Here is a 26,669-nt window from a genome sequence, read left to right on the forward strand (position 1 = left end):
GGTTGCACCCAGATCCAGCGCATAAACAAGCGATAACTTGGAAAAAAAGCCCCCGACTCCATCGCTTGTTTTATGATTGTCGAGTGTTCTCAGGACGAGGGTCAGTTCAACGTTGTCATAGGACGTGCCGAATTTAGTTAAACATTCATGACTAAGTCAGTCTTTTCAGCTATTGTTCTTTCCAGGCTGCGAGGGTTAAAGACGGTAGCAGGTGAGAGGAGTACTAGTATTCCGACTTACATGATAGGATGGAAGAAAACGATTGAAAAGGTGAGTAAAGCAAATGGAGCAAAGGTATGATGTGATCATCATAGGAGCAAGAGTTGCAGGTTCGAGCCTGGCAATACAATTGGGGGAGATGGGGAAGAGGGTGCTGCTTTTGGATAAAGCCTCTTTTCCAAGTGACACTTTATCAACTCATCATATGTCTCATCTGGAATATTTAAAAAAACTTGGGGTGCTTAAGGAAGTTGAGGCTACTGGCTTTCGTAAAATAAACCGGATGCGGACTTATATCGGAAGCAGTTTTGTAGAAGGTCCCCGTGCTTCTTATACGATTATTCCAAAGCGTGATCACCTGGATCACATTCTTTTAAGTAGAGCGAATGATCTTCCTACAGTTTCTCTTAGAGAAAACCATTCTGTCCGTGATTTGATATGGGAAGAAAAACAGGTCAAGGGAGTGGTTGTAGAAGACCCTGATGGTCGAATGCATTCCATTTCCTGTGACTTAGTTGTCGGGGCAGACGGGAAGCATTCCAATATCGCTCATTGGGTTAAAGCTGAAGAATATAAACAGCAGAATCCTCTGCGTCCGGTTCTTTACGGCTATTATGAAGGGGTAAAACCATTACAGGAGCCTGCGACAGAAATTTTTCTACATGAAGGCCGGATCGGTTTTCTTTTTCCAATGGAAGAAGGCAGGGATTGTTTAGGGCTTGAAATTCATCCAGAAGAGTTCAAACCGATGATGAAATCGCCGAAAGAAAGCTTCGAAAAAATGTATCGGTCGCTTTATGGAATGGATATTAGGCTTGAAGGGGCTGTCTTGCAAGGCAAGATCATTGGAACTCCAGGCATGCCTAATTTTTTCAGAAAAGCATATGGAGACGGGTGGGCGTTGATCGGAGATGCCGGGCATAGCAAGGATCCAAGTACAGGGCTTGGTATCAATGATGCATTCATGCAGTCCTTCCTGTTAGCGGAGGCGATCCAGTTGATGGATCAAGGTAAAAGCCGTGGGGAGGCCATGGAAGCTTTTCAACAAGAACGGGATCGGCGCCTAATGCCGGGGCATGATTTAACTCTTAATTATGTTCAATCTCTTAGAAAATGGACAACGAATGAAATGGCGCTGTTCCAGGCAATGGCCGCCAATCCTATGGTTTGGAATAAGCTTGTCCCTAATCTAGCTGACCAATTGAAGAGGGAATCACGGGATGTTCCTTTACTGCATCAATCAATTCAACTGGAAGCACAAATTTTTGGTTTCATTCCAAAATCTTGAAGAAGGAAAGACTCCTATTTGTATAGAATTCTATATAGAGAGGTGAAAGTATATGACATGGTCAAAAGATAGGGCGTTTGAAAAACTGCAAGAAATCTACACTGACCGCGTAATGCAGGATGAAAAAAGACGGATCTTTCAGCAAGTGTATCGACATTTACATGAACACTTAGATGATTTGGCAGTCAAAGGTGGTTTGAAAGAGGAAGCGGAAAAACAGCTCAAATTCTTTAAAGAATACACATTTATGCCTGGCGACAATCTATTTCAATCGATGCGTTATGTTTTTCTCATTGCTAGAGGTGAAGGTGAAACAGATCCTCAAGTAACCCAGCAACATTTAAATCGAATTTATAAAGCACTTTTTCAACCATCTGGACTAAAAAATCCGTATATACCAGATTCTTTCTGGGATACACCTCTTGGAGTAGCTTGTTTAATTGCAGAAGAGGGTGTTGAAGCAGTTTATCCGATACTGGATGAAATTCTAGAGGCTGAAAATGTCTATTGAAGGAAAAAGAGGGGCCTCGTTGCGGCCCCTCTTTTTAAAGCTTGAAATATGTTCTGATTTGACCGGCAAGTCCCTGGTAGCTTTTCACCTCATCTAAATTAGAAAGCATACCTTTAACAATAGCAGGACGAGGATCGTTTTTTTGCAGTTCGTCAAGCAAAACTGAAATAGTATCCTTAATTTCCCCGCTGGATTGGCCTTGGAGTTCGATTAACCTTTGAATAATTTCATCCAATTCGTATTGATAATAATCCTTTGGGATGACCTGGTCCATAACTGATTCTGTTATGACCGGGTGGTCACCACTCGCCTTAAATCCTTCAACAATATAATCCGCTCTTCTCAACATAGCTTCGGACAGTGCCTTAAAATCAAGCTTCGCATTCTCGATGATGACGAGGTCCATAAAACCTTTGAATATTCCTTGTAGCAGCAAGCTAATTTCCCATAAAAACTCTTCCACTTCTTTCCCATAAACGGCTAAAAGATGTCGCTTATAAAAAAGATAGGAATTAAAGCGGGTCTTCTTTAAAAATTCATCAATATTTTCATTGAAAGGTATAGCCTGCTCCCTAATTTGCATAATGATAAATTCACGATGCTCTGCAATCTCTTCAAAGGTGATTTGCATTTGTCTAATAAACTTAGTTCTGGCACCTAGGTCAAGAGACTGGATATCATCAATTTTCTTTTGAATTCTTTCATAGTAGTAGTTAAAAATCTCTAGAAGGAGGGCATCTTTTGATTTGAAATGGAGATAAAACGCTCCTTTAGACATCCCGCACTCGTTTGCTATTTCTTGTACAGATGTAGAGCTAAACCCCTTCTTAGCAAATAATTTGATTGACTGCTCTATGATGTGAATCGACTTTTGGTCCATATTCATTGCTCCTTACTTTTATCTCGGAGGTTCATGTAGTTAAAAAAACATAAAGGTTTCAAAAGCATTTCCTCTTGACTTATGACTGGTTGGTCATTAATATTGTAAATGATTCTGACTATACGGTCAATATAGGGAGGAAAGCAGAAATGAAAGGCATCATCAACTTTTCGATGAACAATAAATTCGCTATTTGGCTAATGACTATCATCATCACGATAGCGGGTTTATATTCAGGTTTAAATATGAAATTGGAAACGATACCTGATATTGAACCACCGATTATTACGGTTACTACCGTTTATCCTGGTGCTACACCTGAAGAGGTAGCGGACCAAATTTCTGAACCATTGGAACAACAGGTCAGTAATTTGAGTGGAGTGAAAACTGTCAGCTCCACATCTTATCAAAATGCTTCTTCTCTTCAGCTTGAATATAGCTTTGATAAAAGTTTAGACGAAGCAGAGGACGAATTGCAAGAGGTTGTAAATAAAGCAGAACTTCCTGACGAAGCTCAAGAGCCGTCAGTCTCTCGTTTGAACTTTAACGCTTTTCCTGTAGTGAGCTTAAGCGCTGTGAATGGAGATCAATCACTGGAGCAATTAACGACTACAGTTGAAGAAGACATCGTTCCCGCTCTTGAAGGACTTGAGGGTGTGGCAGAAGTCCAAGTATCCGGTCAGCAATTGCAGGAAGTACGCATTGATATGAAAGAAGATGCTTTAGCTGATCGAGGCATGGATGCTGAAACGGTTACGAATTTAATAAGAGGCGCTGATGTGTCCTTCCCGTTAGGGTTATATAATTTTGATGGTACACAGAAATCAGTAGTTTTGAATGGTGATCTAACTAGTGTTGAAGAACTGCGAGACTTAGAGATTCCGGCGATTCCGAGTCAATCTGGTCAAGGTCAAACCGGCGAGTCTCAAAGCCAGGGTGCGCCATCACAGAGCCAGGGAACACCTTCGCAAGGGCAGACCGGTCAAGGCCAACCGTCTGGTCAGCAAAGCTCCCAAGCACAAGCGACAATGGCAGAAATTCCTACGGTTCAATTAAAGGAAATTGCCGATATTGAAGTTGTGGGGGAAGCAGAATCAATTTCCCGAACAAATGGGCAAGATTCGATCACTTTGCAGGTGGTTAAATCGCAAGAAGCGAATACGGTAGATGTTGTGAATACTGTGAAAGAAGAAACAGCGAGTTTTGAAGGAGATTTGGACGGAGTTGAGTTCATTTATTCCTTTGATCAAGGGGAACCCATTGAAGAGTCTGTAAGCACAATGCTTAATAAAGCTCTATTTGGCGGTTTGTTTGCTGTTATTGTGATTCTTTTATTCTTGCGTAACTTCAAAACCACCATCATTTCAATTATTTCGATTCCATTGTCCTTGCTGATTGCGATTTTATTCTTGAAACAGATGGATATTACGTTGAACATTATGACATTAGGAGCGATGACGGTTGCCATAGGAAGGGTCGTCGATGATTCCATTGTTGTGGTGGAGAATATTTACCGGAGGATGTCCTTACCTGGTGAAAAATTAGCTGGTAAAGACTTAATAAGATCAGCAACTCGTGAAATGTTCATGCCGATTTTATCCTCTACACTTGTCACGATCGCCGTCTTTCTTCCGTTAGGGTTGGTTGAGGGGACAGTTGGTCAAATCTTCCTTCCATTCGCTTTAACGGTTGTCTTTGCATTGCTTGCATCGTTATTAGTAGCTATCACCATTGTACCGATGCTTTCAGATACCCTTCTGAAAAAATCAAAAATCAAGCAGGTGAAGCATGAAGAGGGTGGAGGACGTGCAGCAAGAATGTATCGTTCTATTCTTACCAGCACATTAAACCACAAAATCATATCTACTATGATTGCAGTAGCGGTGCTAGTAGGAAGTATTGCATTGGTTCCGTTAGTAGGAACGAGTTTCTTACCTGAACAAGAACAAAAAATGGTAATGGCCACCTACAATCCAGAGCCAGGGCAAACGCTTGAGGATGTAGAAGACATTGCTATAGATGCTCAAGAATATTTTGAAGGGCGAGATGGGGCAAATACGATTCAGTATTCTGTCGGTGGAGAAAACCCGATGAGCCCTGGCGCATCTAACCAGGCTGTCTTCTATGTTGAGTATGTTGACGATACAGAGAATTTCTCTGAAGAATCCCAGCGAGTCATCGATCAATTAAATGAGAAGACAGAAAAAGGAGAATGGGTAAGCCAGGACTTCTCTGGTACCGGCTCAAGCAACGGTCTTGAATTAAGGGTTTACGGTGATGATACGGAACAGATTAAGCCGGTCGTAGCAGATGTCGAAGAGCTTTTAGCTGAACAAGAAAACTTACGCAATATTGATTCTAGTCTTTCTGAGTCTTATGAAGAATACACGTTAGTTGCTGATCACGAGAAATTGAGCCAGTTAGGTTTGACTGCTGGACAGTTAGGCATGGAGCTGAATCAGAATAGAGAACGTCCAGTAATAACGACCGTTGAACAAGACGGAGAGGAAGTCAATGTTTACCTTGAAGTGCAGGATGAAAAGTATAGTGATATCGAGGACTTGACTGATCGTGAAATACAGAGCCCTACTGGCCAATCTGTTCCTATCAGTGACGTGGTAGAAGTGGAAGAGGGGACAACAGCTGACACCATTACTCGCCGGGACGACCGTGTTTATGCGAGTGTGAGTGCAGAAATCACTGTTGATGATGTCGGAACTGTATCGGCGAATGTGAATGAAAAGGTTCAGGATATGGAAACTCCTGATGGCGTTGAAATTACTCAAGGCGGTGTAGCCGAAGATATCAATGAATCTTTCACTCAGCTTGGATTGGCGATGCTGGCTGCCATTGCGATTGTGTACTTGATTCTGGTCATTTTCTTTGGCGGAGGTTTGGCGCCGCTTGCAATCTTATTCTCCTTGCCGTTTACAATTATCGGTGCGGTATTAGGTCTATTGATTAGTGGAGAAACCCTAAGCATCTCTGCCATGATAGGAGCACTCATGCTGATTGGGATCGTTGTAACAAACGCAATCGTTCTGATCGACCGTGTTATTCACAAAGAAAAAGAAGGATTTTCGACAAGAGAAGCCCTTATCGATGCTGGAATGACACGTTTACGCCCGATCTTAATGACAGCTCTGGCGACCATTGGAGCGCTTCTGCCGCTTGCCTTAGGCTTCGAAGGGGGTTCAATTATCAGTAAAGGCCTTGGTGTGACTGTCATTGGAGGCTTGACGAGCTCAACGCTTCTGACCTTGCTGATTGTACCTCTAGCCTATGAAGTGTTTAGTAAAATTCGTCGAACGAAAAAAGTCAACGAAGCTTAAAACATTTGGTAAAATAAGAACATCTCCATCAATTTGGAGGTGTTCTTTTATTTATAAAGGGAACAGTATATACAACGTGGAGGTGATGGGGATGGAGCACTATGAAGTGACAATTGTAGGTGCAGGTCTGTCTGGAATCACTGCAGCAAGACGTTTGCATAAACAAGGAAGAACAAATTTTATATTAGTTGATAAAGGAAAAAGTGTAGGTGGACGTTTAGCCACAAGAAGAGTGGCGGATGGTAAAGTTGATCATGGCGCTCAATTTTTCACCGTAAGGACTGATGAATTGGGTGAAGAAGTACAGAACTGGTTGAAAGAGGGGTGGATTAAGCATTGGTTTGGAGATCCTTATCCTCGCTATACAGCTATTGATGGGATGAACAGTTTGGCTAAGCACTTAGCTGAAGGAATTCGTGCATCATTACATACCAAAATCACTCAAATCGTCAAATATCCTGACGGCTACCGTGTGTATGATGACAAAATGAACGTATGGAAATCAGACAAAATTTTATTAACGATGCCGGTTCCTCAAGTTATGGAGCTGTTAAAGGCGAGCGATGTCGAAGTGGTTGACTTAGAGATGAATAAGCTGAGGAGTATTTTGTTTGAGCCTGCCTATGTAGGGATTTATCACTTCCGCTCACCTACGGGCCTGCCTGAAGATGGTCACTTGGATAAAAACCTTCCAAAGGACGTAGAACGGGTAGTGGATCATCAGAAAAAAGGCATCTCTAAAGACACGCTTGTAAGTGTTTATATGAACGGGGATTGGTCAAGGAGATATTATGGTGAAGATTATGTCCGGACATTGATTAGAGAAAAAGTAGATCGCTACTTTGATTGGAAGGATTTGGAGTCTGAACAACTGAAGCGCTGGAGGTATGCACAGGCCAAAAAAGTCCTTAAAGAATCCTATTTGGATTTGGCTGGCGATGGAACCTTAGTGGTGGCAGGTGATGCTTTCTTGCGTGAAAATGACGAAGCAGGTCGTACAAGGTTTGAAAGTGCATTTCTCTCAGGTAAAGATGCGGCAGCTTATTTGAGCTGGTAGAAAGAAAGGAGCCTACTCTAGTTTATGAGGAGGCTCCTTTTTTAGTTAGGATATTATTTCTGTAAAAAAACCTTTTTGAAAGGTGGATCTACTTCCATCGGATGGCTTCAGGGCGAGGATGGGTTCAACGTAGCCATAGGACATGCTGAATTTAGTTGCCTATTGATTGAATGACTATGTCAGGCGGATGCGCTTCATTTCTTTCAGCTCGCTTTGGCTTCATATTTTTTAAGTCGCTTCATACGCGTAACGGTGTATACAGCTAGCCCTGCCCAGATTAAGGTGAAAGAGATAGCATGGACGTTTGTGAAGGGTTCATGATACAAAAAGACTCCGATAAACAGCATAATAGTCGGCGCAAAATATTGAAGAAAACCAACCATGGATAAAGGAATTCTTTTGGCTCCAGCCGAGAATAGCAACAGGGGAATAGCTGTAACGATACCTGCTCCAAAAACGAGCACAGTTGTAAGCGACAGCCAATTCACTTGGCCCCATTGACCTGCTTGTTGGGAAAGTAAATAGATTAGAGCAACAGGGGTAACAATCAACGTTTCGATGGTCAATCCGAACATAGCATTCAATGGTACGAGCTTTTTCAAGAGACCATAAGAGCCGAAACTGAAAGCTAATAGCAATGCGATCCAAGGAACAGAGCCAAAGTGAGCAGTCATATAGAAAACACCTGATCCGGCTAGAAGAAAGGCGACCCATTGAGCTCTAGAGAATGTTTCTTTTAAAACAATCATTCCTAAGAGAATACTGACAAGTGGATTGATGTAGTATCCCAAGCTTGCTTCGACTACATGATCGGTGTTGACGGCCCATATGTAAGTAACCCAGTTGATGCTGATTGTGATCGAAGCCAGCGTGATGCCCAGGGTGCGTTTTTTATTCTGAAGTATGGAACGACATTCTTCTACTAATGAGCGCTGTTTCTTTGCAATTAACACAACAATACCCATGAAAACAAAAGACCAGACAATCCGGTGGGCTAGTATTTCAAAGGCTGGAATTTGTTGAACCAGTTTCCAGTATATTGGTAAAAACCCCCATAAAATATAGGCGCCTGCTGTATAAACAACGCCTAGTTTCGATTCATTAACCATGATGATAATCCTCTCGACTATGTGTATTTAGTTCATATTCTAGTCTGATTTTTCTTTTATGGAAACAAAAATGCTTGGAAGAAGGATGGCGCAAGGGCCCTGGGAGCCGCGACACAGCTTAGAAAAAACCCGGAGGAAGGTGATTTTTCAATCCGTAGAGGATGAGTCGCTTATATTGTGAGGGGGTAGGCGCTTGAGCCAGATGTGGCTGACCAGGAAGAATATATACACAGAAAGGATCTTTATAGATTTCTAGTCAACAAAATAGCTGGCGAGGTTTACTCACCAGCTAGGGTCTGCCTTTGAATAGGCTGCTTAACTTTTAAGGTTGATCCTGTTGTTCTTCATTGCTTTTCTTTATGTCCAAGTAGGAACGTGGAGTAGGCTCATCCAGTGATATTCTCATAAGTGGTTGATCAGCCGGACCTTCCACGACTTTCCCATCATAGGAGAAACGTGATCCGTGACATGGGCAATCCCACGTGCGCTCTGCACTATTCCAATCGACTTCACAGCCCATATGCGTACAAGTTGTATCAAGCAGGTGCAGCTCTCCATGATCGTCTTTGAACGCACCTGCCCGTTCGCCTCTCCATTGGACGACTTTCCCTTCACCTTTCTTCAGACGCTCAGGTCGGTCAGCAACTAATTCTAGCTTTCCTTCAACCAAGTGAACGGCTACGTCAAAGTTTTGGGACAGGAATTGTTTCATGCTCGGGTCGGCTTTGAATCTGGAAGGCTTGAATAGTTCATGAAACAGGGACTCTTCTTTGAGTACGTAATCGCTCAATAATTGAGCGGCCAGTGTACCGTTTGTCATCCCCCATTTTCTAAACCCGGTTGCAATCAAAACACGGTCATTTTTTCTTGTGATCGGTCCGATATAAGGAACCTTATCTAAAGTGGTTAAATCTTGAGCAGACCATTGGAACAATTTCTCCTTAATGCCGAAGGTCTGAGCTGCAAATTCTTCGATCGCTCGATAGTGAAAAGATGTATCGATTCCATCCCCTGTTTTGTGGTTTTCCCCTCCAACTAAGAGTATAGGCTTGCCATTGTATTCAGCAGTGCGAATCGTACGTTTCGGTTCATCTATGGATACATACATGCCTTGAGGGATCTCACGTTCTGGTTCAATGGCCATTAAGTAAGAACGTTCGGCATACATTCGGCTGAAATAGAATCCTTTGCCATCATAGAAGGGGAAATGGCTGCATGAAATCGCATATTGGCAGGTCACTTTCGAGCCATTACCAGTCTCAATCTCAAGCTGATCTCCTTCTTTTAAATCCGTTGCTTTTGTTTCCTCGAAAATCTGACCGCCTAGTTCAGTGAATCTGTCAACTAAAGCAGATAAATATTTGAGCGGGTGGAACCTGGCCTGATCCTTCATCACAAGCGAGCTCGTCGTTTCCATATCAAAAGGCAGCGAATCTGTTAAATCTCCAGGGATCTCAAGCTTTTGATAGGCCTCATATTCGTTTGTGACTTTTTGTGCCCCTTTCTCTGTTGTCGAGAAAATACAGGCATCTTCTTTTGTCCAATCACACTGAATGTTGTATTTATTCACCGTTTCTTCCATAAATCCAAAAGCGTTCATTTGGGCCTGGTAATAAAGAGAGGCTGTTTCTACACCAAAGTGTTTAATTAGCTCATGATAAATCAGTCCATGCTGAGCGGTGACTTTAGCCGTCGTATGACCGGTCGTTCCGTTAAGAATACGATCAGCTTCCAGTAGGATCACCTGCTTGCCGGCTTTCGCTAACAAATAGGCTGTCGTAATACCAGTAATTCCGCCCCCAACGATGGCGACATCTGCGGACGTATTTTCTTCAAGTGAATCGAATGTTGGTAAGTCTGTATCTTCACGCCACATAGGTTCAGGGCGGGTCCATTCTTGTTTATGGTCCATAATTTCCCTCCTCAATGACTCTTTTACTCAGTCTTTCCCCAATGACTATTTTCATGTATATAAAAGTGTAAAAATTTACAATTTAAAATGGTTTTATTGTATAATGATGACCATCAATAGGCCAGACGAAGGAGGGCGGAGGATGGAAGTTTTCGTTGCCAGGCAGCCTATTCTGAAAGCCGATGAAGAGGTTTATGCCTATGAGTTATTGTATCGAAGCAGCATGGATAACTGGTTTACCCCGATGGATCCAAACCAGGCCACCTCTGAGGTGCTGATGAATAGTTTTCTTACGATTGGTTTAAGACGCCTTTCTCAAAACAAGCCTTGCTTTATTAACTTTACAGAGGATTTGCTGCTAGAGAAGGTTCCAGAGTACTTCGATCCTAAGCAGCTGGTGGTTGAAATTCTGGAGCATGTATCCTACAGCATGGATTTGGTCCAGGTGTGTCAGGAATTAAAAAGCCAGGGATTTCTCATTGCTTTAGATGATGTAGTCCGAATCGACGAGCCCTCAATTCTTGAGCTGATTCAGTATATCGATATATTGAAAGTAGACATTAAAGCGGTACAGGAGCTTGACCGGATAAGGATCATAGAGATGGCCAAGCGTTTTGATGTTACGTTGTTAGCTGAAAAAGTAGAAACGAGAGAAGAGCATCAAGTTTGTTTAGAGGAAGGGTTCGAGCTTTTTCAAGGGTATTATTATAGTAAACCAGTTGTCATTTCGGGGGTGGATATTCCTTTTCTGGCTACTACTTATATTCAAATTATTCAAGAACTCTCTGTTGGACCTGATCATATTAATATCGATAAAGTAGCTGACATATTAGAACAGGATGTTGCACTAACATACAAATTATTACGCTTGATCAATTCATCGATGTATGAAAGGACTGTCCCGATAAAATCGATTAAGCAAGCCGTAATGCTCTTAGGGACAGATACATTGAAAAAATGGCTGTACGTCCTCTCTGTTAAACAGTCGAGCTCATTCACCTCTAGATCTACTCAGCTTGTGCTGAAGACGAGCTTGCTTCGTGCTAAAATGTGCGAACAGCTTGCGATAAGATTAAGTGTGAAACGTAAAGCAGAAGGCTTCTTCCTGACTGGGTTCATGTCCTTAATCGATGTCATAACACAGCGTCCTATAAAAGAAGTCATTGAAAATTTGCCATTAGATCCTAATATAAGGCTTGCTTTAGAGGGAAAACAGAACCTTTATAATAAAATCTTGAATACCGTAATAGCTATGGAAAAAGCCGATTTTGAATTATTAGAAGACCACTTAGACGGGCTTGAACTTCGTTTTGAAGAGATTTTTGAGATTTACGGGCAGGCGATAGCGTGGACGGATCAATTATATGAAGAGAATTTTTCTGACCTTGTCCGCGAATAGACATCCAGCAGATTTTTATGATATGCTCTTTCATGTTTGCTTCCTGAATAAGGAAGTCTTTTTTTTATATAACTGTTACCTAGGTAACGATTAAAGGAGATACACTGATGTCATTAACTTTTTATCATATCCAGCAGCTATCCAGAGAGTTAGGTCAGTATTTGAATCAGGCTTTCGCAGGGGAAGATATTTCTTTATCACACTGGTCTGTGATCTTTCAATTGCATTATCACGGGGCAATGACTCAAACAGAACTGAAAAATCGCTTGAATATAGAGGCGCCACCGTTATCACGAACGTTGAGAAAGTTAGAAGACCTTGGTTATATCGAAAAACATTCCAGTACAGATAAACGTACAAACGATATTCATCTTTCTGAGAAGGGGCAGATCCGTTACCCAGTCTGGGAAAAAGCGATTAAGGAGGCAGAAGATCGCTTGCGCTCCGGTTTAGGAAAAGAAAGAGAGCGCAGCCTGGATCTTCATGTAAAAGAATTGACTGGGCTTATTCGAAAAGAAAAGGAGGGAAAATAATGAAGAAAAAACAGCCGTTGTGGACGAAAAGCTTTTTGAACGTATGTTTTAGTAATTTTTTCGTATTCCTTGTATTTTATTTAATGTTTGTCACTCTTCCTATTTACGCGATTGATCAACTTAAAGTAAACGAAAGCCAATCAGGGCTTGTCATCACTATCTTCCTAGTAGCGGCTATTTTAATTCGTCCGCTTGCCGGCCAGTGGATTGATACGGTGGGGAGAAAGCCTATAGTTGTGCTCTCACTATCTCTTTTCTTGATCAGTTCGTTTCTATATATGTTTGTTCACTCTTTCATACTTATTCTGCTCGTACGTTTTATTCAGGGGCTTGGTTTTGGAATGGGGACGACGGTACTAGGTGCATTGGCAGCAGACGTGGTACCCGATCAGCGGAAAGGGGAAGGCATGGGGTATTTTGCGATGTCAATGAACTTTGCGATGGTTCTTGGACCTTTTCTTGGATTGACCATCATTCAATCGTTTAATTTTGTAAGTATGTTCCTGATTTGTGCTGTCTTCGGTGTGGTCGCATTTATCTCAGGACTGATGATTAAAAATCCTGTTCCTGAAAGTACAGTGGAAAAGTCACAAAGCATCCTGCCTCAAGTGAACGGTCTCCTAGAGAAACCTGTGATTCCGATAGCTTTGACCGGGGCGGTTATGGCTCTCGCCTATTCAGGCGTATTGTCCTTTGTTTCAGTCTATGCGAATGAGCTGGGACTTGCTGAAGCGGCCAGTTATTTCTTTGTCGTTTATGCTGTAGTCCTTCTTATTTCGCGTCCTTTTACTGGAAAATGGTTCGATCAGTACGGAGAAAACATCATTGTTATCCCTTCCATTATCGTGTTTGGCATAGGAATGCTCGTGCTAAGTTTTGCAAATACGGCTCTATTACTGTTACTTGCAGGGGGATTGATCGGGCTCGGATGGGGAACGATCGTGCCGAGCTTTCAAACGATTGCACTGAGGAAGGTACCGGCGCGGGCAGGAGCAGCGACCGCTACATTTTTTACCATTTTTGATATTGGTATAGGGGTCGGTTCCTACCTAGTCGGAACCATCGCTACAGGGATAGGATTCTCATCCCTTTATTTTAACAGTTCCTTTATTATCTTCGGGGCCGTATTTATCTATATATTCCTTCATGGAAGAAAAAGAAGTGTGAGCCCTCAACTAGAATCAAAATATAGTAGTTAAGAAGGAGGTCAGTCCCCCTCCTTTTTTGTTAAAATGAACTGAAAACGCTTACAAACATAAAATGTAGGAAAAGAGAAGGGATAAGAAGGGGGAAGAAAGATGGATGAAAAAAAGATGCGCTTGGAGACTTCGATGATCCATAATGAGAGCGATGCTCATGAACAGGGAAGTTTGACAACGCCTATTTATCAAACATCAACGTTTTCATTTCCATCTGCCGCTGTAGGGGAGAAACGCTTTGCGGGAGAAGATGATGGTTATGTGTACACACGATTAGGAAATCCTACGGTCAAAGCTTTAGAGGAAAGAATAGCAACACTTGAAGGAGGAGAGAGGGGGCTCGCCTTCGCATCCGGAATGGCTGCCGTGTCTGCTGTATTGATTTCCCTGACGAAAGCTCATGATCATATTTTATGCTCGAATGGTTTGTATGGCTGTACATTTGGTCTGTTAAAAATGCTAGAAGAAAAATATAGCATTACTCATGACTTCAGTTTTATGGAGGATGAGGAGGAACTTCGAAGTCGGCTGACGAAAAACACAGCTTGTATTTTTATTGAAACTCCTATTAACCCTACAATGAAAATGGTAGATTTATCGATGGTCGCACGGGTCGCAAAAGAATATGAGATTCCGGTTGTGGTTGATAATACTTTTTGTACTCCATACTTACAACGACCGCTTGAATTAGGGTGTGATGTGGTCATTCACAGTGCAACCAAATATATCGGGGGCCATGGAGATGTGATCGCAGGACTCGCTGTCGGAAAACAGGAGTTCATGAATTCCGTAGCTATGAATGCTCAGAAAGATATTGGAGGAGTCTTGTCCCCATTTGATGCCTGGCTTTTAATACGCGGGTTGAAGACTTTGCACGTCCGTTTAGATCGTCACAGCACTAATGCTGAAGTAATCGCAACCCGACTAAAACAGCATGCTTTCATTCAGAATGTATATTACCCAGGGATGGAAGATCATCCACAAAAACCAATTCAAGAAAAGCAAATGAAAACGGGAGGCGGCGTCCTCGCTTTCGAAATAAATGGATCAAAATCAGATGCTCAATTCTTCATGGACCAGTTGAAATTAATTAAAATAGCTGTGAGTCTTGGTGATGCGGAAACACTGATTCAGCATCCTGCCTCCATGACCCACGCTGTAGTACCTGAAGAAGAGAGAAAGAAGATGGGTATCAGAGATACGTTGATTCGTCTTTCTGTCGGTCTCGAATCTGTTGAAGATATATGGGACGATCTTACTCAAGCCTTAGAAAAATGTAAGTAAATCGGAAAAGTCAGGATACCCTCCTGGCTTTTTATTTAGGACAATAATCCATTCTGCGTTTATTCATTCCTCTCAAGGGAAAAGTACTACAAGTTTGTTTTATAATGATGAACGTAAGAAGCACACTAACATGTTTGAAAGGGTGTTTGTATGTTTAAAAAAATGTTTGGTAAAAAGAGTGTCGAAGAGCAGCTTGTAGCACCATTGAATGGAAAAGTTGTACCGTTAGACGAGGTGGACGACCCTGTATTCAGTCAACGCATGATGGGAGATGGAGTTGCCATCGAACCCACTGATGGAAAAGTAGTAAGCCCGATTTCAGGCGAAATCGTACAGATTTTCCCGACGAACCATGCTGTAGGAGTTAAAACAAAATCTGGAGTCGAGGTTCTTGTTCACATTGGTTTAGAAACCGTAGCGATGGAAGGAGAGGGCTTTGAAGGTCACGTCAAACAAGGGGACAAAGTAGAAGCAGGAGATCATTTGATTACCTTTGATCCTGATCTTGTAAAAGAAAAAGCGAAAAGCACGATTACACCTGTTATCATCACGAACTTTGATGACATCGTTGAAAACTTCGAACCTTCCTATAGCGACGCTGCCAGTGCAGGGCAAACGAATATCGCAACTTTACAAACGAAATAATTTAAACGAGAGCCTAAAACGGTTAACAGCTGTTTTAGGCTTTTTTCTTTTCTTTATTGGAAACGAACAAGGATATGCGGGTATAATGGGTGTAGAAATTTAATAGGTCTTTTAAAAATGTACATATGGAAAGGATGAATAGCATGTCAAAAGGAATCATCTGTTTAGGGGAAGCATTGATCGACTTTATTCCTCTGGATGACGAAAACATAAAGTTTCAAAAGAGTCCTGGCGGTGCGCCTGCCAATGTAGCAGTTGGAGCAGCGAGACTTGGAGCCAATTCTACGTTCCTTGGGAAAGTAGGGGAGGATGTCCTGGGTCGTTTTCTCAAGAAAACCCTCACTGACTATGGGGTTAATACAGAAGCCATGTATATGACCAAAGATACGAGAACCGGTGTTGTATTCGTCACTCTCGATGAACATGGAGAACGGAGCTTTGATTTTTATATTGATCCGAGTGCTGATCGTTATTTAGAAGAGTCAGAAGTGAAAGCTGACTTGCTTACTTCTCACAACCTGCTGCATTTCGGTTCGATCTCTATGATTGATGAACCTGCAAAATCAGCTACAACAACTGCTGTACGCGAGGCGAGAGAGAATGGATTGATCGTTTCCTACGACCCTAACCTGCGTCTGGGTTTGTGGAAGAGTGCTGACGAAGCAAAGGAAACAATCCTTTCGATGCTTGCTGAAGCAGATGTAGTTAAAATATCGGAAGAAGAATTAGAATTTCTCACAGGAGAGACGGATATTGAGGAAGGTGTGAAACTACTGTCCTCTTATGAAATCCCGTTGCTTTACGTAACAATGGGAGCCGAAGGCAGTCATGTTTACAATCAAGAAGGTCACACCTTTGTTCCTGCTATGAAAGTAGATGCCGTCGACACAACAGGAGCAGGTGATGCTTTTGTATCCGGAATCTTATATCAGCTGAGTGAACGAGCGAAACCTGTTGATCAGTTAACTATACAGGAACTGGAAGAGATTACGCGGTTTGCCAGCGTCTCAGGAGCTCTTGCCGCATCAACTAAAGGAGCGATGACGGCTTTACCAACAAAAACTGAAGTTGAGGATTATTTGAAATAGGTGGTGCCACATGTCTGAAAAAGATCAACAATTGCGAGCGCAAGCAATAGAAGAAATTGAGAAATACAAACAGAAGGTAGAAGCGGATCCCTATCGGCAGAGTTTTCATCATATGCCGCCTGTAGGGTTGTTAAATGACCCTAACGGATTTATTCAATGGAAGGGAATCTATCATCTTTTTTACCAATGGATGCCGTTTGATACAGGCCATGGAGCTAAGTTCTGGGGACATTATACATCGGATGATTTCGTCAACTGGACTCATGAAAAGGCTGCATTAACGCCGTCAGAGTGGTTCGACAAAAACGGAGTCTACTCGGGAAGTGCTGTCTCTCACGAAGGGCTTCTTTATCTCTTTTACACCGGAAATGTGAAAGATGAACAGGGAAATAGGGAAACCTATCAATGTCTAGCAGTATCTGAGGACGGCATTCATTTTGAGAAAAAAGGGGTCGTTGTTCATTTGCCTGCAGGCTACACGGCTCATTTTAGAGATCCTAAGGTTTGGAAAAAGTCTGATCATTGGTATATGGTAATTGGAGCACAAAGCGAAAACATGGAAGGGAAAGCGGTCCTCTTCCGTTCTTCCAACCTTTATGAATGGGAGTTCCTCGGCAGTATTACCGGAAGCAATGAAGAACAGCTTGGAGATTTTGGCTACATGTGGGAATGTCCCGATGTTTTTGAACTGAATGGTAAGGATATTCTTGTCGTCTCTCCTCAAGGTTTGGAAGAAGAGGGGATGAATTACGCGAATACCTATCAGAGTGGCTACTTTGCAGGCACACTTGATTATGATCATCCTAAATTCGTTCATGGTCCGTTTCGTGAATTGGACCGTGGTTTCGAATTTTACGCTCCTCAAACTACGCTGGATGAGAAAGGCCGAAGAATCCTAGTTGGATGGATGGGAGTGCCTGATCAATATGAACAAGCGCATCCAACAATCGAAAATCAGTGGGTGCACTGTCTTACATTACCAAGAGAGTTGACGTGGAATGGGGAACAGATGCTTCAGAAACCTGTGGAAGAACTGAAGGAAATGAGAGGGCCTGTTCTTTTGCATTCCTCGATTACGATTGAAAATGATCAAAAAGCAATCAGGGGAGTGGAAGGGAAGCCTGTAGAATTGAACCTTGAGTTTGATAAGGTAGAGGATCAATTTGCAATTGAACTTTTCCAACATGCTTCACTGAGTTATAAAGAGGGTATACTAACTCTATCAAGACCTCATTTAGAGGATAAAAAGAAGACGGAATTTAGAAGAGTTAAGCTCGAAGATGGTTTGAAGAACCTCCATTTATTCATTGACCATTCATCAATTGAGGTCTTCGTCAATGATGGAAAGGAAGTCTTTACTTCAAGGATCTTTCCGCAGCCAGAAGAAGAACGGATCTTATTCACCTCCCTTGGGACGACCACCTTTAGTATTGAGCAATGGAAACTGAACGGGTTTCAGTTTGACTGAGTTTTACTTGGGAAAGTGATTTAAATCATTAGTTTGTAAATCGTTTGAAGGAGTCATGTATATGAGTCAATCTTCTAAGAAAATGAAAGCACATGAGCGGAGAGAGCATATCTTATCTTTGCTTAAACAAAGAGGCTCTCCAGTAACGGGGAGCTCATTAGCTGAAGAAATGAATGTAACGCGGCAAGTCATCGTAGGAGATGTTTCGTTGTTGAAAGCGAGGAATGAACCGATTGTAGCAACGAGTCAGGGCTATATGTATATGACAGATGTCAAAGAGGAACTCGCTTACCAAAAGACGATCGTATGTCAACATGGAGCAGAAGAGACAGAGGAAGAGCTTAATATCCTCGTCGATCATGGTGTTCATGTTCAAGATGTCGTAGTAGAGCACCCGATCTATGGCGATTTGACTGCCCAACTTCGTATTTCAAACCGCCGCGATGTAAAGAAGTTTATAGAACAGGTGAATTCTACCAATGCTTCATTCCTTTTGGAGCTGACGGGTGGCATTCATACTCACACGATTGCAGCAGATAGTCGTGATGCAATAGAAGAAGCCGTGGATGCTCTGTCTGAGGCGGGAATTTTAATGAAAAATTAATGTCAACGTTTGAAAAAAGAGGTATGCTTTCTATTATTAGAGCATATCTCTTTTTTGAACTGTTATGTTATCTCCATTTTGTAAGGGGTAGAGGTTTTTCTTAGTCCCAGAAAAATGAAATGTGATATAGTGAATGAGCAACCCACGACAGTAAAGGTAGGTGTTTCCCGGTGAATATTATTCCATATATCTTAACGACAATCTTAATCTTGAACGTTTTACTAGCATTGGCAATTATCTTTTTAGAACGCCGGGATGCAAGTGCCACATGGGCATGGCTCATGGTCTTGCTTTTCTTGCCGATTGTAGGGTTCTTGTTATACTTAATTTTTGGAAGACGATTAAGCCATAAAGAAATATTTACTTGGGATAAGAAAAGCCGGTTAGGCTTACTGACGGCTGTTCAGGAACAATTAAAGGCCATTAAAGATAACACGCTGGAAGTGCAGCGAAAAGAAATTGTATCTTATGAAGATTTAATCTATATGCATTTAAAAAACAATGACGCCCTTTTTTCTCAAAATAATGATGTAGAAGTTTTTACAGATGGACAGAAAAAGTTTCACGCCCTTCTTGAAGATATTGAGAAAGCAGAAGACCATATTCATTTGCTTTATTACATCATAAGGGATGACAACCTTGGACAAAGGTTAGCAGAAGCCTTGATCAAGAAAGCGAAAGAGAAGGTAGATGTCAAAATTCTCTATGACGACATGGGATCGCGTCTACTTAGCAGAAAATACGTGAAGAGGATAAGAGCAGCTGGAGGGCAAGTGGAGTCATTCTTTCCTTCCTTAGTTCCTAAAGTGAACTTGAAAATCAATTATCGTAATCATAGAAAGCTGGTTATCATAGATGGAGAAATCGGGTATATCGGCGGTTTCAATATTGGGGATGAGTATTTAGGATTCAGTAAAAGGTTTGGTTACTGGAGAGATACCCACCTCAAGGTAGAAGGCGATGCTGTTCACAACATGCAAACACGCTTCATCCTCGATTGGAATCAGGCTTCCAGAAGAGACATCGTCTATGAAGATCGGTTTTACCAGGCGAAGCCCAAAGGCGACGTAGGAATGCAGATCGTCTCAAGTGGTCCTGACTCGGAATGGGAACAAATTAAACATGGCTATATTAAGATGATCATGTCCGCGAAAAAATATGTGTATATCCAAACCCCTTACTTTATACCTGATGACAGTTTGTTAGATGCGTTAAGAATAGCTGTGTTATCAGGGGTTGATGTAAGGTTGATGATCCCCAATAAACCGGATCACCCATTCGTCTACTGGGCGACTTATTCGAATATAGGTGACTTGTTAATGGCAGGTGCCAGAATCTATGTTTATCAAAGAGGCTTTTTACATGCAAAAACCATCGTCGTAGATGGAAACATCGCCTCAGTTGGAACTGCGAACATCGATGTTAGAAGCTTTCGTCTCAATTTTGAAGTGAATGCTTTTTTGTATCATTCAGATGTAGCGAGGTTATTGGCTGACCGTTTCAATGAAGACTTAAAAGAATCTACTGAACTGACCTACAAGCTTTACCAGTCAAGGTCCAAGTGGATTCGCTTTAAAGAAGCAATAGCCCGGTTGTTGTCTCCTATTTTATAAGCTTGTAAATCTTCATGCTGATTATTTGATAATATACTGGGAACATTCCTATATTATTTAAGCCTCCTTCTCCTGAAAACTTGAATTCGAGATATTCTCTGCGCCGTTGCGTCATAAGCGTAAGGTTGGCAGGAAAACAACTCGCTTTCCTGCGGGGGAACTGGCAAGCCTCCTCAGTCGCTTCACTCCTTGTGGGGTCTCGCCTACCTCCTTCTCCCGCGGGAGTCTCGCCGTTTTCCATCCAACCCATCTATAGTGTAGGAACGGCCCCATTTAACAGGTGTAAGGTGGCTCTGATTTCCTAGATTACAGATAGATTTTCGGTACCAATAACGTTTCCGTTACTCCCACCAGTCGTAAGGAGGTCGGAGAAATCGCGAGACTCCTGTGGGATGAACATGATAGGTGAGACCCCGGAGAGCTTTAGCTCGAGGAGGCTCAGCACATGCCCACGGAAAGCGAGTGATTTCTCCGACCTCCAAATTCTACTTAGGGCAACGGAAAAAGCTCACAGTACCTCGAAATCAAGTCTTCCACTATCCTGCTAATTATTTGAAAAAATCATTATATTCAATTATTAGTTATAAGTAAACAAAAAGAAAAGGTGTCTCGGGATTTTCCCGGGACGCCTTTTCTGATGAGAGAGGTTGTTTGGTTTTTGGTAAGGGTTCGCACAGAAGGGCTGCTTTCTGTGCGAAGGGAGAGCATCAAGCACTTTACCAGGGCGCTTGAGCTTTTCTAAGTTCTCTGCTTTCTATATTATTGGGAGGAAAGCTTGAGTTTTGTTTTCATCTGTTCGCCGTCGCGGTAAACCGTTAGCTCGACGGTATCTCCAACTTTTGCTTCATTATAGAGATACTCACGCAAGCTCATGAGTGATTCGACTTTGTTCCCGTCAATTTCAGTGATGACATCATACTGACTGAGATCTGCTTTTTGGGCTGCTGATCCTTGCTCTACCCCTTGTATGAGAACCCCTTGGGTTACTTCAGCGGGCAGATTCAATTCTCTTTGTAAAACAGATCCTGGAATTTGACTGACATCCTGAAGGGACACACCCATATAAGGGCGTTCCACTTGGCCATTGGTTTCAAGATCTTCGATGACTGGTTTTGCTACATTCATAGGGATCGAGAAACCGATTCCTTCGACTTCTTCCTTGGCAATTTTCATAGAATTGATTCCTATGACTTCACCTTTAAGGTTGATCAGTGCACCACCGCTATTCCCCGGATTGATGGCGGCATCCGTTTGAATAACCTGGGTTTGCCAGTCTGGTTGTTGGTCGCCGTTCATATCTCTTGGGATACTACGGTCAAGACCACTGACAATGCCTTTGGTGGCTGATCCTGCGAATTCCATGCCGAGTGGGTTACCGATCGCTATGGCTGTTTGACCGACCTCTACGTCATCGGCGTTTGCAAATTCAGCAACCTTTTCTACATGTTCGCTATCTATTTGTAAAACGGCAAGGTCTGTTAAAGGGTCACTGCCTTTCAATTCGGCTTTTACTTTAGTACCATCACTCAAGATCACTTCTACTTCAGAAGAGTTTGCAACAACATGATGGTTCGTTACAACAAAAGCTTGATCGCCGTCTTTTTTATAAATGACCCCAGATCCTGTACCGGCTTTTTGGGTACCCTGGCGAGTCTCCTGAATGTTACTTACACCTACTACGGCCTTAGAAGTCTCATCTATGGCCTGTGTAACAGCATTCGGATTATCGTTTAGGTTCAATTCGTCAGCTTGGGCTGTTGGTTCGTTCGTATTAATGCTGACGGATATTCCCTTCCATTGGAAAACAGTCGTTACAAGAAATACAGCAATAATTGCGCCTAAGACTCCAAAAGCTAACCCGGAACGTTTATAGCTACGCTTAGTTTGGCGGTTATCTTCGTTAAACATCTTAAGCAATAGCCCCCTTAATTTAGTTGGTGATGTATGTGATCTCTGTTGTCTGTCTGTACATTTATCATTCTACGGTTCACATATGGAATGACTTTGGAGAAAATGTGGAAAAAGTGTGTAAAACAAGAGCGAATGCTGAAAATATGAGAAAATGGGTGAAAGTTCATTGTAAGGAGGTAGTTTAGATGAACCATACCATAGGGCTTGTGGAAGATGATCCAAATATAAGTGATATTGTTGAAGCGTACTTAAAGAAGGAAGGATACGTTATACAAGCGGTTGACACGGCTGAAAAGGCTTGGAAAATTTTTGAACAGCATTCTCCAGATTTATGGGTGCTTGATATTATGCTGCCAGGGATGGACGGATATGAATTTTGTAAAAAAGTGCGGCAGACGTCTGAGGTGCCGATCATAATCATTTCTGCAAAGGATGATGAAGTGGACAAGATCCTAGGCTTGGAACTGGGTGGGGATGATTATCTGACAAAACCCTTCAGCCCAAGGGAACTGGTCGCGCGGGTGAAGCGCCACTTAAAACGTTGGCAGGTGATGCAGCCAGATGTCGCTTCCTCTAATCAAGAAGAAACGATTGAATCAGGTGACCTTTTACTCAATGATGCGGAAAGGAAAGTGTACTTCAAAGGTCAGGACATAGAAGTGACAACGAAGGAATTTGAAATGCTGAAAATTTTGGCTTCCCAGGAGAACCGGGCATTTTCTCGCGAAGAACTGCTCATAAAAGTATGGGGAGAGGATTACTTCGGGAGTGACCGGGCCGTTGATGATCTAGTCAAGCGTTTGCGTAAAAAGATGAAAGATCTGCCGATAGAGACCGTATGGGGGCACGGATATCGTCTAAGGAATGAGCGGAAGTCGTCATGAAGTTATTGTATCAATTGAATGCGGCATTCACTGTTTTGATTTTGATCATCATGTCCATTACCGCGTTCTTTATCCATTCGTTGCTGATGGACATGTTAATTCAGGATGAGCAAAGACAATTGAAGGCGAGGGCTGAGTTGTTAATTGATGTGATTAACGAACAGGATACGGATCGTAATCCACAGTTATCTCAGTTGGTACAGGATCGAAATTATCCCATATTATTATTCGACCGCAGACAGGATCAAATATTGTTCAGAACGATGCCTGCCGAAATAGCAAGAACTTGGATGGACCATTATGAGGACGAACTAATTGATGAGGAAGTATGGGAAAGTAATGGGGAAAAGTATGTTGTTTATGACTTTGCGCTGTCTTCAAGAAGTAATCAGATTCTTGTCATGGCTACCCCGCTTAATGACTTACAGGCTGTGCAATCTGTATTTGCTTTCCGAATGATCATTGTGTTCGTGCTTGGATTGCTGTTGGCAATTATCATTAGTTACTTCCTCACACGCCGTCTTGTAACGCCTTTAAGCAGGCTGAAAAAGGAAGTAGAAAAAATTCAGAAAAGGCAGTTTGATGATGTGAAAGCGGTGGAAGCCTCAGGTGAAATTAAAGAAGTGGAGCAGGCAGTAAGGCTTATGGCGGAAGAACTTGCAAGATATATCCACTCTCAAAAGCAATTCTTCCAAAATGCTTCTCACGAGTTAAAAACACCACTCATGTCTATTCAAGGCTATGCGGAAGGCATTCGTGATGGAGTTTTTGAAGGGGAGGCTGCAGAGAAGGGCTTTAATGTGATGGTTAGTGAGACAGAGAGGTTGAAGAAAATCGTCAATGAAATGATTTTGCTTGCGAAACTCGATAGCAGTAAAGACGTCTATCATCCTGAACGAACAGACGTCATAGACATCGTAGATCAGTCTAGTGTCCGACTGCTTCCTCTCGCTAAAGATAAGGATATTGAGCTTTATGTTGATTTAAGTGAACCATTTTATACGAATGTAGACAGTGAGCGTGTCCTGCAAGCTTTCATTAATATTGTCAGCAATGCGATTAGGCATGCTGAGAGTGAAGTACGCATTCATACGCAGACAGAGAACGATTGGTTAACGATCCAAGTGGAAGACGATGGAGAGGGGATTTCGGAAGAACTTCTCCCACAGCTATTCGAACGTTTTATTAAAGGGAAAGAAGGGGAGACTGGCTTAGGGCTGGCTATATCTCGTGCAATTATAGAGCGCAGTGGAGGGACCATTCGAGCAAAAAATCGAAAGGACCGTTCCGGCGCCGTTTTTGAAATCCTCTTGCCATATAACGAGTGATTTCGCTGCTTCATGGTATAATAAAAGCAGAGAACGATTCCATACAGAAAGAAAGGACGTAGCTAATGGAACCAAAACGATGTATTGATTCATTAACCGTAAAAAACTCTCACGTACTTCCTCCTGATACGAACAGTCACGGAACGTTGTTTGGTGGGAAATTGATGGCTTATATTGATGATGTGGCAGCTATTGCCGCTGTTAGACACTGCAGAAAACCTGTGGTCACTGCATCCACGGACTCTGTCGACTTCCTGCAACCGGTGTTCGAAGGTGACACCATTTGCCTCGAGGCCTTCGTTACTTATACCCACAACACTTCAATGGAAGTATTCGTAAAAGCCATTACAGAAAACCTTTTAACAGGAGATCGGAAGGTATGTACAACGGCATTCCTTTCGATGGTTGCCGTTGATGAAAATAACGAACCGACACCTGTCCCACCGGTGTACCCGGAATCTGAGGAGGAAAAGTGGCTTCATGATGGTGCAAAAAGACGTCATGAACATCGTAAAGCAAGAAGGAAAGAGTCTAAAGAACTCGCTGAGAAATTTGGGACGGGCCTACCTTGGTTACCGGATGAAAAATAACGCAAAAAACTCTATTGCCTTAGCAGTAGAGTTTTTTTTATTCTTAGAGAGGTGGAGATAACAGTTTAGCTTAAAAACCTGGGGGGATAACTATAACTCTAGGGAGCATATAGCTACTGGCCCAAAATACCATTTGTTTGAAAGGAGATTCACTGGTAAAGTATTTTTGTATGACTTTGTCTTTATTCAGTTTTAGATAAAGACAGGTAGGGTAAAAGACCCTTAATTGGTAATTATTACAATCTTATTAATAATGGAGGTGGGATCGTTGCAAGAAGTGCTAACTTTCTTGAACGATGCAATGTGGGGATACATCCTTGTAGCTGCCCTTTTAGGACTAGGTTTATGGTTTTCCATTAAGCTTAACTTTGTGCAGTTCCGTTATATCCCTGAAATGATCCGTGTATTATTTGATAAGCGGTCGATGACGGCAGAAGGGAAGAAAGGAACATCGGCATTCCAAGCCTTTACCATCAGCACGGCCTCAAGAGTAGGAACAGGAAACCTTGCTGGTGTGGCAGCAGCCATTACCGTAGGTGGTCCTGGCGCTATTTTCTGGATGTGGCTTGTAGCCATTCTTGGCGGTGCTTCAGCCTTTATCGAAAGTACCCTGGCTCAAATCTATAAGATACCCGACAAGAATCAATATCGGGGCGGCCCTGCCTATTATATGGAAAAGGGTTTGAATAACAGAAAGCTTGGAATCGTCTTTGCGGTTACTATTACGTTTACTTATGGACTTGTATTTAGTTCTGTACAATCGAATACGATTCGTCTAGCTTTTGAAAGATCTTTTGATATCCAAAAATGGGTGATGGGAGCTATCCTTACGTTTATTGTAGCTGCGATCATTTTCGGTGGGCTAAAACGTATTGCGCAAGTCACGCAATATATTATCCCAGTCATGGCTATTTTCTATATTATTTTAGCGGCCTATGTGTTGTTTGCGAATATCGGACAAGTCCCTACTATGATCGGACAGATCTTTCAAGGAGCCTTCGGATTCAGGGAGATTGCTGGAGGGACATTTGGCGGAATGATTCTGATTGGGATTAAACGCGGTCTTTTCTCCAACGAAGCAGGTATGGGTAGTGCTCCGAATGCTGCTGCAACCTCTGAAGTTACTCACCCTGTTAAACAAGGACTGATCCAAACGTTGGGGGTATTTACGGATACATTGCTAATCTGTAGTGCCACTGCTGTTATCATTCTGTTTGCAGGCGAGTATGCGGGTACTGATCTTGATGGGATCCAGCTTACTCAATCAGCCTTTGAATCCCAATTAGGGACATGGGCATCCATCTTTATTGCCGTAGCAATTTTCTTATTCGCCTTTAGTTCCATCATTGGAAACTATTATTACGGTGAAACGAATATTGAATTTATCAAGAGAAGCTCTGGTAACATTTTTGTTTATCGTATTGCTGTATTGGCGATGGTTATGTTTGGTGCTGTTGCAGAATTTGGTCTCGTTTGGTCTCTTGCTGATTTAACGATGGGGATTATGGCACTCATTAACTTGTATGCAATCTTCAGGCTTTCCTCTGTCGCTTACGCCGCCTTGAAAGATTACAGGGCACAGCGTAAAGAAGGGAAAGACCCTGTCTTCTACCAAGATCATCTTCCAGGTGTAAAAGGGATAGAGTACTGGAGACGAGATCAGGACATCTCCTATGAAAAAGAAGATAGGAAGCAAGCGAATAGGTAAAAAGCAAAAAATCCTAGAGCCCAATAAGAGCTCTAGGATTTTTCATGTGCATGGATTATTCAGCTATATATGGATAGTGGAAGACTTGATTTAGTGGTACTGGCAGC

The 26,669-nt window shown here is 42.3% G+C and carries 21 protein-coding genes; 17 read left to right on the plus strand and 4 right to left on the minus strand.

What is annotated here, in order from left to right:
* Positions 1-283 precede the first annotated feature (283 nt).
* Complete coding sequence (locus tag HM131_RS03435) at positions 284-1,507, plus strand: NAD(P)/FAD-dependent oxidoreductase (protein ID WP_085027960.1); 1,224 nt, start codon at positions 284-286, stop codon at positions 1,505-1,507.
* Positions 1,508-1,559: 52 nt separating this feature from the next.
* Positions 1,560-2,018, plus strand: a complete 459-nt coding sequence (locus HM131_RS03440; protein WP_085027962.1) for a hypothetical protein — start codon at positions 1,560-1,562, stop codon at positions 2,016-2,018.
* A 34-nt stretch (positions 2,019-2,052) separates the two neighbouring features.
* Here HM131_RS03440 and HM131_RS03445 read toward each other — a convergent pair whose 3' ends face one another.
* Entirely contained in the window at positions 2,053-2,898 is an 846-nt protein-coding gene (locus HM131_RS03445) for a TetR/AcrR family transcriptional regulator (protein ID WP_085027964.1), read from the minus strand.
* A gap of 149 nt (positions 2,899-3,047) precedes the next feature.
* Between HM131_RS03445 and HM131_RS03450 the strand changes: the two genes are divergently transcribed.
* Together HM131_RS03450 and HM131_RS03455 are read left to right on the plus strand one after the other, a co-directional pair.
* The gene (locus tag HM131_RS03450; RefSeq protein WP_085027967.1) at positions 3,048-6,230 is read left to right on the plus strand and encodes an efflux RND transporter permease subunit; all 3,183 of its coding nucleotides are present in this window, start codon (positions 3,048-3,050) and stop codon (positions 6,228-6,230) included.
* 91 nt (positions 6,231-6,321) lie between these two features.
* Positions 6,322-7,287 carry an NAD(P)/FAD-dependent oxidoreductase gene (locus HM131_RS03455; RefSeq protein ID WP_085027969.1) on the plus strand — a complete coding sequence of 322 codons (966 nt, stop codon included), beginning with the start codon at positions 6,322-6,324 and terminating at the stop codon, positions 7,285-7,287.
* 203 nt (positions 7,288-7,490) lie between these two features.
* Here HM131_RS03455 and rarD read toward each other — a convergent pair whose 3' ends face one another.
* Both rarD and HM131_RS03465 read right to left on the minus strand, forming a co-directional pair.
* On the minus strand, positions 7,491-8,396 hold the full coding sequence (gene rarD / locus HM131_RS03460; protein ID WP_085027971.1) for an EamA family transporter RarD: 906 nt from the start codon (positions 8,394-8,396) through the stop codon (positions 7,491-7,493).
* A gap of 322 nt (positions 8,397-8,718) precedes the next feature.
* The gene (locus HM131_RS03465; protein ID WP_085027973.1) at positions 8,719-10,308 is read right to left on the minus strand and encodes an FAD-dependent oxidoreductase; all 1,590 of its coding nucleotides are present in this window, start codon (positions 10,306-10,308) and stop codon (positions 8,719-8,721) included.
* 142 nt (positions 10,309-10,450) lie between these two features.
* Here HM131_RS03465 and HM131_RS03470 point away from each other — a divergent pair, with 142 nt between their 5' ends.
* From HM131_RS03470 to cls, 9 genes are all read left to right on the plus strand, one after another.
* Positions 10,451-11,707 carry an EAL and HDOD domain-containing protein gene (locus tag HM131_RS03470; RefSeq protein WP_085027975.1) on the plus strand — a complete coding sequence of 419 codons (1,257 nt, stop codon included), beginning with the start codon at positions 10,451-10,453 and terminating at the stop codon, positions 11,705-11,707.
* A gap of 107 nt (positions 11,708-11,814) precedes the next feature.
* Positions 11,815-12,240 carry a MarR family winged helix-turn-helix transcriptional regulator gene (locus HM131_RS03475; protein WP_085027977.1) on the plus strand — a complete coding sequence of 142 codons (426 nt, stop codon included), beginning with the start codon at positions 11,815-11,817 and terminating at the stop codon, positions 12,238-12,240.
* A complete protein-coding gene (locus HM131_RS03480) occupies positions 12,240-13,439 on the plus strand; it encodes an MFS transporter (RefSeq protein ID WP_085027979.1) in 1,200 nt (399 codons plus the stop codon). The genes HM131_RS03475 and HM131_RS03480 overlap by 1 nt, the downstream gene beginning before the upstream one ends.
* Positions 13,440-13,538: 99 nt before the next feature.
* Entirely contained in the window at positions 13,539-14,723 is a 1,185-nt protein-coding gene (gene megL / locus HM131_RS03485) for a methionine gamma-lyase (protein ID WP_085027981.1), read from the plus strand.
* Between the two features lie 150 nt (positions 14,724-14,873).
* Complete coding sequence (locus HM131_RS03490; RefSeq protein ID WP_085027983.1) at positions 14,874-15,368, plus strand: PTS sugar transporter subunit IIA; 495 nt, start codon at positions 14,874-14,876, stop codon at positions 15,366-15,368.
* Positions 15,369-15,511: 143 nt separating this feature from the next.
* Positions 15,512-16,456, plus strand: coding sequence for an aminoimidazole riboside kinase (locus HM131_RS03495; RefSeq protein WP_085027986.1), 945 nt, complete (start codon positions 15,512-15,514; stop codon positions 16,454-16,456).
* Positions 16,457-16,466: 10 nt separating this feature from the next.
* Entirely contained in the window at positions 16,467-17,924 is a 1,458-nt protein-coding gene (locus HM131_RS03500; RefSeq protein WP_085027988.1) for a glycoside hydrolase family 32 protein, read from the plus strand.
* Positions 17,925-17,985: 61 nt separating this feature from the next.
* Positions 17,986-18,528, plus strand: coding sequence for a transcription repressor NadR (locus tag HM131_RS03505; RefSeq protein WP_085027990.1), 543 nt, complete (start codon positions 17,986-17,988; stop codon positions 18,526-18,528).
* 170 nt (positions 18,529-18,698) lie between these two features.
* Entirely contained in the window at positions 18,699-20,141 is a 1,443-nt protein-coding gene (cls, locus tag HM131_RS03510; protein WP_085027992.1) for a cardiolipin synthase, read from the plus strand.
* A gap of 759 nt (positions 20,142-20,900) precedes the next feature.
* On the opposite strand, the gene HM131_RS03520 is transcribed toward cls, so the two are convergent.
* Positions 20,901-22,049, minus strand: coding sequence for a S1C family serine protease (locus HM131_RS03520; protein WP_085027996.1), 1,149 nt, complete (start codon positions 22,047-22,049; stop codon positions 20,901-20,903).
* Positions 22,050-22,237: 188 nt separating this feature from the next.
* On the opposite strand from HM131_RS03520, the gene HM131_RS03525 reads away from it, so the two are divergent.
* The 4 genes from HM131_RS03525 to HM131_RS03540 all read left to right on the plus strand — a co-directional run bounded on the left by HM131_RS03525 (position 22,238) and on the right by HM131_RS03540 (position 26,562).
* Complete coding sequence (locus tag HM131_RS03525; protein ID WP_085027997.1) at positions 22,238-22,936, plus strand: response regulator transcription factor; 699 nt, start codon at positions 22,238-22,240, stop codon at positions 22,934-22,936.
* Positions 22,933-24,264 (plus strand): sensor histidine kinase, encoded by a 1,332-nt coding sequence (locus HM131_RS03530; RefSeq protein WP_085027999.1) that lies wholly within the window; start codon positions 22,933-22,935, stop codon positions 24,262-24,264. The genes HM131_RS03525 and HM131_RS03530 overlap by 4 nt, the downstream gene beginning before the upstream one ends.
* A gap of 65 nt (positions 24,265-24,329) precedes the next feature.
* The gene (locus HM131_RS03535) at positions 24,330-24,854 is read left to right on the plus strand and encodes an acyl-CoA thioesterase (protein WP_085028001.1); all 525 of its coding nucleotides are present in this window, start codon (positions 24,330-24,332) and stop codon (positions 24,852-24,854) included.
* A 253-nt stretch (positions 24,855-25,107) separates the two neighbouring features.
* Positions 25,108-26,562 (plus strand): alanine/glycine:cation symporter family protein, encoded by a 1,455-nt coding sequence (locus HM131_RS03540; protein WP_198162761.1) that lies wholly within the window; start codon positions 25,108-25,110, stop codon positions 26,560-26,562.
* The last annotated feature ends 107 nt before the right edge of the window (positions 26,563-26,669 follow it).

This window comes from Halobacillus mangrovi (assembly GCF_002097535.1).
GTDB lineage: Bacteria > Bacillota > Bacilli > Bacillales > Halobacillaceae > Halobacillus > Halobacillus mangrovi_A.

Coding starts and splice junctions, on each gene's coding strand:
- HM131_RS03505 (WP_085027990.1), top strand. CDS start 17,986: ATGAGTCAATCTTCTAAGAAAATGAAAGCACATGAGCGGAGAGAGCAT.
- HM131_RS03495 (WP_085027986.1), top strand. CDS start 15,512: ATGTCAAAAGGAATCATCTGTTTAGGGGAAGCATTGATCGACTTTATT.
- HM131_RS03520 (WP_085027996.1), bottom strand. CDS start 22,049: ATGTTTAACGAAGATAACCGCCAAACTAAGCGTAGCTATAAACGTTCC.
- HM131_RS03465 (WP_085027973.1), bottom strand. CDS start 10,308: ATGGACCATAAACAAGAATGGACCCGCCCTGAACCTATGTGGCGTGAA.
- HM131_RS03490 (WP_085027983.1), top strand. CDS start 14,874: ATGTTTAAAAAAATGTTTGGTAAAAAGAGTGTCGAAGAGCAGCTTGTA.
- HM131_RS03455 (WP_085027969.1), top strand. CDS start 6,322: ATGGAGCACTATGAAGTGACAATTGTAGGTGCAGGTCTGTCTGGAATC.
- HM131_RS03435 (WP_085027960.1), top strand. CDS start 284: ATGGAGCAAAGGTATGATGTGATCATCATAGGAGCAAGAGTTGCAGGT.
- HM131_RS03470 (WP_085027975.1), top strand. CDS start 10,451: ATGGAAGTTTTCGTTGCCAGGCAGCCTATTCTGAAAGCCGATGAAGAG.
- HM131_RS03480 (WP_085027979.1), top strand. CDS start 12,240: ATGAAGAAAAAACAGCCGTTGTGGACGAAAAGCTTTTTGAACGTATGT.
- HM131_RS03450 (WP_085027967.1), top strand. CDS start 3,048: ATGAAAGGCATCATCAACTTTTCGATGAACAATAAATTCGCTATTTGG.
- HM131_RS03525 (WP_085027997.1), top strand. CDS start 22,238: ATGAACCATACCATAGGGCTTGTGGAAGATGATCCAAATATAAGTGAT.
- HM131_RS03530 (WP_085027999.1), top strand. CDS start 22,933: ATGAAGTTATTGTATCAATTGAATGCGGCATTCACTGTTTTGATTTTG.
- HM131_RS03445 (WP_085027964.1), bottom strand. CDS start 2,898: ATGGACCAAAAGTCGATTCACATCATAGAGCAGTCAATCAAATTATTT.
- HM131_RS03535 (WP_085028001.1), top strand. CDS start 24,330: ATGGAACCAAAACGATGTATTGATTCATTAACCGTAAAAAACTCTCAC.
- HM131_RS03475 (WP_085027977.1), top strand. CDS start 11,815: ATGTCATTAACTTTTTATCATATCCAGCAGCTATCCAGAGAGTTAGGT.
- HM131_RS03540 (WP_198162761.1), top strand. CDS start 25,108: ATGGAGGTGGGATCGTTGCAAGAAGTGCTAACTTTCTTGAACGATGCA.
- rarD (WP_085027971.1), bottom strand. CDS start 8,396: ATGGTTAATGAATCGAAACTAGGCGTTGTTTATACAGCAGGCGCCTAT.
- HM131_RS03440 (WP_085027962.1), top strand. CDS start 1,560: ATGACATGGTCAAAAGATAGGGCGTTTGAAAAACTGCAAGAAATCTAC.
- HM131_RS03500 (WP_085027988.1), top strand. CDS start 16,467: ATGTCTGAAAAAGATCAACAATTGCGAGCGCAAGCAATAGAAGAAATT.
- megL (WP_085027981.1), top strand. CDS start 13,539: ATGGATGAAAAAAAGATGCGCTTGGAGACTTCGATGATCCATAATGAG.